This window comes from Blautia sp. MSK20_18, from assembly GCF_020553125.1.
GTDB lineage: Bacteria > Bacillota > Clostridia > Lachnospirales > Lachnospiraceae > Blautia_A > Blautia_A fusiformis.
The window spans coordinates 196,483-203,802 of sequence record NZ_JAJCGR010000003.1 but is presented as its reverse complement, the minus strand read 5'-3'; the positions used below and the strand labels follow the sequence as shown (position 1 = coordinate 203,802).

Here is a 7,320-nt window from a genome sequence, read left to right as displayed (position 1 = left end):
CTTTTGGTTTATAATTTGTGATATTTGATGTGTCCATAATATACCTCCATAAGTATATTTAAACACATTTAATATCTTTCTGCAATATATTTAGTTACTTATATCATCCTCCTCAATATGATGGCGCTTTGCATAGCCTGTAAGCATCAGTGTCAGTGCACCGTCGCCGGTCACGTTGCATGCGGTTCCGAAGCTGTCCTGCAGTGCAAAGATGGTAAGCATCAATGCAGTGCCGGAGCTGTCGAATTTCAGTATTCCGGTGATGATGCCAAGGGATGCCATGACGGTTCCTCCGGGAACACCGGGAGCTCCGATGGCAAAGATACCCAGAAGAAGGCAGAACAGAACCATGGTACCCGGCGTGGGAACGGAGCCGTACAGGATCTTCGAAATCGCCATACAGAAGAAAACCTCTGTCAGAACGGAGCCACAGAGATGGATGTTTGCAAACAGAGGGATCCCGAAGCTGACCAGATCCTTACGGAGTGGTTTTGCCTTGGAGGCGCACTGCAGTGCAACGGCCAGTGTGGCTGCAGATGACATGGTCCCTACGGCAGTCAGATAGGCAGGACCATAATGGCGGACAACCTCCAGAGGATTTTCTCCGGAATAGATTCCTGCAAGGATGTAAAGAAGAGCCATCCAGATAAAATGCCCGGCAAGCACCAGTACGATGATCTTCAGAAAAACAGGCAGCTGTCTGGTGATGGTTCCCTCGTAGGCAAGGCCGCAGAAGGTAGTGCCGATAAATAACGGAAGAATGGGGATGATGATCCGAGCCACCAGAGAAAGAACGATTTTCTGAAATTCATCCAGGAGCCCAGTGATCAGCTTCGCCTTTGTCCAGGTGGCGGCAAGTCCCAGCATCATTGCAAAAACAAGAGCACTCATAACGGACATGATCTGCGGGATCTCCAGCTCAAAGATCACCTCCGGCAGCCGCTTCAGTCCTGCAGCATAGGAATGGATGGACAGATGTGGAATGATGAGAAAGCCAGAGGCTGTGGAAAAAAGCGCTGCGCCAACAGAGGAGCCGTAAGCGAGGACAACCGCAACTCCTAGCATCAGCGAAGCATTTTTGCCAAGCCTGGTAATGGACGGAGCGATAAATCCCAGCACGATCAGCGGCACGCAAAAGGTAATGAGCTGGCCCAGAATGTACTTGATAGTAACTGTGATATTAAGAACTGCCATGGAGATTCCGTTGGTGCTGTACCGGTTCAGGATAAGCCCGGCTATGATCCCCAGGATCACAGCGACCAGCAGCTTAAATGGCAGACTGTTGAAAAAAGATGTTTTTTTCATTGGAAAACCTCCTCGGATAGTATAAAATAAAGCCAGAGTTTATTATAAAGGTATTTGATAAAAATCACAAGGAGGATGAAATGATTTATCTGGATAACGCGGCTACAAGCTTTCATAAGCCGGACTGTGTGCCGCGTGCTGTGGTGGAAGCCATGCAGCATGCAGGAAACAGCGGAAGGGGCAGCAGCGGCGAAGCAATGGCAGCCTCAAGGCTTATTTTTAATACAAGATGCCAGATCGCAGAGATGTTTGACGTATGGGGACCGGAATGTGTGGCCTTTACATCCAATGACACGGAAGCGCTCAATATCGCCCTGCAGGGAACACTTCATCCAGAGGAGGAAACTATCCATGCGATCTGTACGGAGATGGATCACAACAGTGTGCTCCGTCCGCTGTACCGCCTGGAAAAAAAAGGTATGAAGCTTACGATCCTGCCGGCAGACCGTAAGGGACGGATCTCCCTTACGGAGCTTGAAGCAGCCATCCGTCCGGAGACGAAGGTGATCGTCTGTACCCACGCTTCCAATCTGACAGGAAATCTCAATGATATCCACGCCATCGGTGAGATCGCACAGAAGCACCAGAAGCTTTTTATTGTGGATGCTGCCCAGACAGCAGGAGTATTTCCGATTTCCATGAAAAAAGATCATATAGATATTCTTTGCTTTTCCGGACATAAGGGCCTTATGGGACCCCAGGGCACAGGAGCTATCTGTGTCCGGCCGGGGGTATCTGTGGAGCCTCTGAAGGTAGGCGGAAGCGGCGTCCTCACCTTTCAGAGGGAGCATCCGCAGGATATGCCGGAGACACTGGAGGCAGGCACCCTGAACAGCCACGGGATCGCAGGTCTTGGTGCAGCCATCAGCTGGATTACCGAAATTGGAACAGAACAGATCCGAAAAAGAGAGCAGCAGCTGATGTGGCGTTTTTATGACCAGGTAAAGGAAATTCCGGGAGTCACCTTGTACGGGGATTTTTCCAGGGAAGAACGCTCCCCTGTGGTGACTCTGAATATTGCAGAGATGGATTCGGCAGAGGTGGCCATGGTCCTTGATGAAGAGTACGGGATCAGTGTAAGAGCCGGCGGCCACTGTGCACCGCTGATGCACAAAGCACTGGGAACCGAAAAAACAGGAGCCGTCCGCTTCAGCTTTTCTTATTTTAATACGGAAGAAGAGGTGGACACTGCTGCCGGGGCGGTAAAGGAGCTTGCCGCGGAATAAACAGCGAAAGACGGACAGAAAGGACACAAAACATGTATCAGACAATATATGATGTGGTAGAAAAAAGAGGACGCATAAAAACAGGGATCCTTCTGAACGGAAAGGATGCCGGACTGAAATATCTTGCAGAAGAAAACAGCTTTTTTTATCCGGAGGGAGCAGAAAGAAATAAAGAAGCAGAAGAATTCCTGAAGGCTTCCGTGGAAGCAGCTGTGGAAACCGGCGTTGTAAAAAGCGGAGACCGGGAGATATTTGTGGAAACCTACGAGAAGAATCCCAGGCTGATTATACTGGGTGGCGGCCATGTTTCTCTTCCCGTAGCAGAGATCGGCAGGATGCTGGGCTTTCATGTAACAGTCATGGATGACCGGGAGGAATTTGTGACGGAGGAAAGATTTCCCATGGCAGATGAGAGGATCTTTGGAGAGTTTGATACCCTGTCCGACAGGATCCCTCCCTATGAAAATGCCTACTATGTAGTGGTGACACGAGGCCATCTGGGAGATTCCGCCTGTGCAAGAGCGATCCTTAAGAGACCTTTTGCATATTTCGGAATGATCGGAAGCAGGACAAAGGTGCGGATCACCAGGGAAAAGCTCCTGAAAGAGGGCTTTACGGAGGAACAGCTGGATCAGATCCATGCCCCCATCGGACTTCCCATCGGAGGACAGATGCCGGCTGAGATTGCCGTGAGCATCATGGCAGAGATCGTGCAGGAAAAGAACCGGCATTTCCGCACCTACTGTGATGAGGCGGTGGAGGCAGCAGTACGCCGTAGGACACCAGGAACCATGGTCACGATCATCGAGAAGAAAGGCTCCTCACCAAGAGGAACCGGGAGCAAGATGTTCGTATTCCGGGACGGAAGCACGGCAGGAAGCATCGGCGGCGGAAAAGTGGAGTTTGAAGCCGGAAAACACGCAGTAAATATCCGAAATACGGAAACAAAGGTTTACGAGCTGGGACAGGGGGCGGGAGATCTTGGAATGATCTGCGGCGGAACTGTCCGGGTGCTTTTTGAGCCGGTAAATATGTGAAAGAACCGGCCAGGACTTGCATAATATTGCAGAATCGTGTATATTGGACGCAGAGAATTTTTTACCGGCGTATAAGGAGGAATCAGATAAAATGAAGAAAAAATGTATTATGGCTTTGATAATAGGCGCGGCTTTCCTTGCACAGGGCTGTGGATATGAGGAAGGAACCGATGCAGTGGTAACAGTAGTAGATTCCACACCGACGCCGGAGCCCACAGAGAAGCCGAAGGCAACTGCAACACCTACACCGAAGGCAGCAGCAGATTCCACAGCAGACGGAGCAGCAGCGGCAGACTCCACCACAGCCGGGACAGCAGATCCCGCAGCACAGACAGCAGCTACGGAGCAGACCCCAAGCGGCATCAACGTACAGGCTCAGGATGCCACCTATTATGCAGTGGAGGGTGTGAATTTACGTTCTGACGCCAATGCAGAGGCAGAGTTTGTGGCAGGTGTCCTTTCCGGAGAATCCCTGAAGTGTACCGGTGTCTGTGACAATGGATGGATCCGTGTGGATTATAATGGCCAGACCTGCTACGCATCCGGCGATTACGTCAGCACAACCCCGCCGGTAGGAGCAGTGGCAGCAGATACTACCGCAGAAGATGCTACCGCAGAAGCAGCACAGTAGAGCACAGACTACAGGCTTTGACCAGATCAGGGAAATCCTGATCCTGCTTCAATTGCAGATATCTCCTTGATATAATAAAAAACAGGCAGCTGTATCCAATGAAATACATCGATACAGGCAGCCTGTTTTTTGTTTCGACATATAGTCCAGTCCGTTCAGAGCACAAGGATCATACCAGCGGATCGTACCCGCAGATCATTCCGGATAAACAAGACGGTCCGGTTTGATATCGTAGAGAACCTCGTTCAGGAATTTCTTTGCCAGATATTTTGCCATGCCAAGGTTCATATCCAGATAATTTCCACAGTCCTTGGGAGAAGCTCCCGGGATCTCACCCTCAAAATCGCGGATAAATTCAAACATCTCGATCATCAGCGGAACGATATCTCTGGATTCATAATCCCCGTTAAGAAGAAGATAATTTCCGGTACGGCAGCCCATAGGACCCCAGTAAATGACCTTCGGGCCAAACTCCTTATGGTTCCGCAGGAAGGTAGCTGCCAGATGCTCCATGGCGTGAAGCTCGGCAGTGTTCATAACAGGCTCCTCATTGGGAGAAGTCATACGGATATCGAAGGTGGTGATCACCTGATCTCCAACCGGATCCTTACGTGAAACGTATACGCCTGGCTGAAGCTTGATATGGTCAATGGTAAAACTTGTGATCTTTTCCATGTTGATTCCTCACTTTCTTATATGTACGGAGCCCATAATAAGCTCCATACATGATTTTAGCAGAGAACCGGAAGAGATACAAGGCAAAACAAAGGGAATCCTGCACCTGGTTCCGTGCAAAGTTGACTTTATGAAAAGATGATGTTAAACTGAGAAAAGCTTACAGGGGGAGAGTGAAAAGCTCACCTGAAAATGCCGGAACAGGCGTTTTCGGGATCTGATAAGGAGGACTTATAAATATGAAACGTAAGGTTTTAGCCGTATTATTTGCGACAGCTCTTACCGCAGGAATGCTTTCCGGATGCGGAAGCACAGACAGTACTTCTGACAAAGCAGACCAGAAGGAAGAATCTCTGGAGGAAGAAACCTCAGAAGGACAGACTGGCGTAGATGAAGAGACAGCAGCCAATGCAGTATCCGAGGAGGAGGCTGAGGCGGCAGGCTTTTCAGACCATGAAGAAAGCGCCGATGATCAGGAGGCTTCCGGTGATGCAGAGGACACTTCACATGAAACCGAAGCTTCTGCAGACAGTACAGAGGATACAGACAGCGCAGACGGAGAATTTTCCGATGGTTCCGAGGATGCACAAATGGCAGGAACAACTGTGATCGATACCAGCCAGCAGCTGACAGGAACCCATCATGCTGCCATCACCGTAAAGGATTATGGCGAGATCGATGTAGAGCTGGATGCAGACACCGCACCCATTACAGTCACAAATTTTGTAAAGCTGGTACAGGACAATTTTTATGACGGTCTGACCTTCCACCGGATCATTGACGGATTTATGATCCAGGGCGGAGATCCAAACGGAGACGGGACCGGCGGAGCAGAGGATACCATCAAGGGCGAATTTTCCAGCAATGGAGTGAAGAACGATATTTCTCATGTGAGAGGAACCATTTCCATGGCCCGCAGCACAGATCCGGACAGCGCAAGCTCTCAGTTCTTTATCGTACAGTCCGATTCCACACATTTGGATGGCGACTATGCTGCATTCGGACACGTGACCTCAGGGATGGACATTGTAGATCAGATCTGCAAGGATGCCAAGCCGACAGACGGCAACGGAACCATTGCAAAGGATCAGCAACCGGTGATCGAGAGTATCCGTATGGTTGACTGACAGGAGGGAGAAGGATGCTGAAAGGGAAAACAGTGCTTCTTGGCATCACAGGAAGTATTGCTGCATACAAGATCGCATATCTGGCAAGTGCATTACATAAGCTTCATGCAGATGTCCATGTACTGATGACAGAGAATGCAACGAACTTTATCAATCCGATCACATTTGAAACACTGACCGGGAATAAATGCCTGGTGGATACCTTTGACCGGAACTTTCAGTTCCAGGTAGAGCACGTATCCATTGCCAAGAAGGCAGATGTTGTGATGATCGCACCGGCCAGTGCAAACGTGATTGGAAAGCTGGCCAACGGCCTTGCGGACGATATGCTCACTACTACGGTAATGGCCTGCAGGTGTCAGAAGATCCTTGCACCGGCCATGAATACCGCCATGTATGAGAATCCTGTGGTACAGGACAATATCCGGAAGCTGCAAACCTACGGATATGAGGTGATCACACCGGCCAGTGGCTACCTGGCATGCGGGGACACCGGAGCCGGAAAAATGCCGGAGCCGGAAACCCTTCTGGAATATATCCTGAAGGAAGCCGCCTTCCAGAAAGACCTTGCCGGCAAAAAGCTCCTGGTAACGGCAGGACCTACCCAGGAGGCCATCGACCCGGTCCGCTGTCTCACCAACCATTCATCCGGAAAGATGGGATACGCCATTGCAAAAATGGCCATGCTCAGAGGAGCGGAGGTTACGCTGGTAAGCGGACCTACTGCCATTGAGCCGCCCCTTTTTGTGAAGGTCGTACCTGTGACATCCGCCAGAGATATGTTCGAGGCAGTCACCGGTTTAAGTGATGAACAGGATATCATCATCAAGGCTGCCGCAGTGGCAGACTACCGTCCGAAGCAGGTCAGCGAAGACAAGGTTAAGAAAAAAGACGATCAGGCTTCCATAGAGCTTGAGAGGACAGACGACATTCTGAAATATCTGGGCCAGCACAAAAAGCAGGGTCAGTTCCTCTGCGGATTTTCCATGGAGACCAGAGACATGCTCCGTAATTCCAGAGCCAAGCTTGAGAAGAAAAACCTGGATATGGTGGCAGCCAACAACCTGAAGGTAGAGGGCGCCGGATTCCAGGGAGATACCAATGTCCTGACTCTGATCACACAGGACGATGAAGTGTCACTCCCGCTTATGAGCAAGGAGGATGCAGCGTTAAAGATCCTGGATAAGATCCTTCTGCTTACCACAAAGGCAGAAGCATAGCTACCGAGCCGGTCAGAGAGCCGGTTTTAACAACGAAAAGCGGAACAAAAAGATCACCGCTTTCCATCACCGTATTGTATCCGCAGAAAACGCCGGGAA

Annotated in this window: 7 protein-coding genes; 5 read left to right on the top strand and 2 right to left on the bottom strand. The window is 50.2% G+C overall.

Annotation, left to right across the window (positions count from 1 at the left end; all coding sequences use genetic code 11):
* Positions 1 to 90: 90 nt before the first annotated feature.
* Positions 91 to 1,305, bottom strand: coding sequence for a dicarboxylate/amino acid:cation symporter (locus tag LI091_RS03520; protein WP_022426826.1), 1,215 nt, complete (start codon positions 1,303 to 1,305; stop codon positions 91 to 93).
* A gap of 80 nt (positions 1,306 to 1,385) precedes the next feature.
* Between LI091_RS03520 and LI091_RS03515 the strand changes: the two genes are divergently transcribed.
* The 3 genes from LI091_RS03515 (at position 1,386) to LI091_RS03505 (ending at position 4,199) form a co-directional block, all read left to right on the top strand.
* Entirely contained in the window at positions 1,386 to 2,531 is a 1,146-nt protein-coding gene (locus LI091_RS03515; protein ID WP_265190828.1) for an aminotransferase class V-fold PLP-dependent enzyme, read from the top strand.
* Between the two features lie 32 nt (positions 2,532 to 2,563).
* Positions 2,564 to 3,568: an XdhC family protein gene (locus tag LI091_RS03510; RefSeq protein WP_265190826.1), complete on the top strand. Its 1,005-nt coding sequence runs from the start codon at positions 2,564 to 2,566 to the stop codon at positions 3,566 to 3,568.
* Positions 3,569 to 3,659: 91 nt separating this feature from the next.
* Complete coding sequence (locus LI091_RS03505; RefSeq protein ID WP_265190825.1) at positions 3,660 to 4,199, top strand: SH3 domain-containing protein; 540 nt, start codon at positions 3,660 to 3,662, stop codon at positions 4,197 to 4,199.
* A 195-nt stretch (positions 4,200 to 4,394) separates the two neighbouring features.
* Here the strand turns inward: LI091_RS03505 and LI091_RS03500 are convergent, their stop codons facing one another.
* The gene (locus LI091_RS03500; protein WP_015524777.1) at positions 4,395 to 4,874 is read right to left on the bottom strand and encodes an S-ribosylhomocysteine lyase; all 480 of its coding nucleotides are present in this window, start codon (positions 4,872 to 4,874) and stop codon (positions 4,395 to 4,397) included.
* A gap of 239 nt (positions 4,875 to 5,113) precedes the next feature.
* Here LI091_RS03500 and LI091_RS03495 point away from each other — a divergent pair, with 239 nt between their 5' ends.
* Positions 5,114 to 6,001, top strand: a complete 888-nt coding sequence (locus LI091_RS03495; RefSeq protein ID WP_059085616.1) for a peptidylprolyl isomerase — start codon at positions 5,114 to 5,116, stop codon at positions 5,999 to 6,001.
* Positions 6,002 to 6,015: 14 nt separating this feature from the next.
* Positions 6,016 to 7,221, top strand: coding sequence for a bifunctional phosphopantothenoylcysteine decarboxylase/phosphopantothenate--cysteine ligase CoaBC (gene coaBC / locus LI091_RS03490; RefSeq protein WP_195655976.1), 1,206 nt, complete (start codon positions 6,016 to 6,018; stop codon positions 7,219 to 7,221).
* Positions 7,222 to 7,320: the final 99 nt, after the last annotated feature.

Bases quoted from the DNA above. Each gene is read 5' to 3' on its own strand.
- LI091_RS03520 (WP_022426826.1), bottom strand. From the start codon at position 1,305: ATGAAAAAAACATCTTTTTTCAACAGTCTGCCATTTAAGCTGCTGGTC.
- LI091_RS03515 (WP_265190828.1), top strand. From the start codon at position 1,386: ATGATTTATCTGGATAACGCGGCTACAAGCTTTCATAAGCCGGACTGT.
- LI091_RS03510 (WP_265190826.1), top strand. From the start codon at position 2,564: ATGTATCAGACAATATATGATGTGGTAGAAAAAAGAGGACGCATAAAA.
- LI091_RS03505 (WP_265190825.1), top strand. From the start codon at position 3,660: ATGAAGAAAAAATGTATTATGGCTTTGATAATAGGCGCGGCTTTCCTT.
- LI091_RS03500 (WP_015524777.1), bottom strand. From the start codon at position 4,874: ATGGAAAAGATCACAAGTTTTACCATTGACCATATCAAGCTTCAGCCA.
- LI091_RS03495 (WP_059085616.1), top strand. From the start codon at position 5,114: ATGAAACGTAAGGTTTTAGCCGTATTATTTGCGACAGCTCTTACCGCA.
- coaBC (WP_195655976.1), top strand. From the start codon at position 6,016: ATGCTGAAAGGGAAAACAGTGCTTCTTGGCATCACAGGAAGTATTGCT.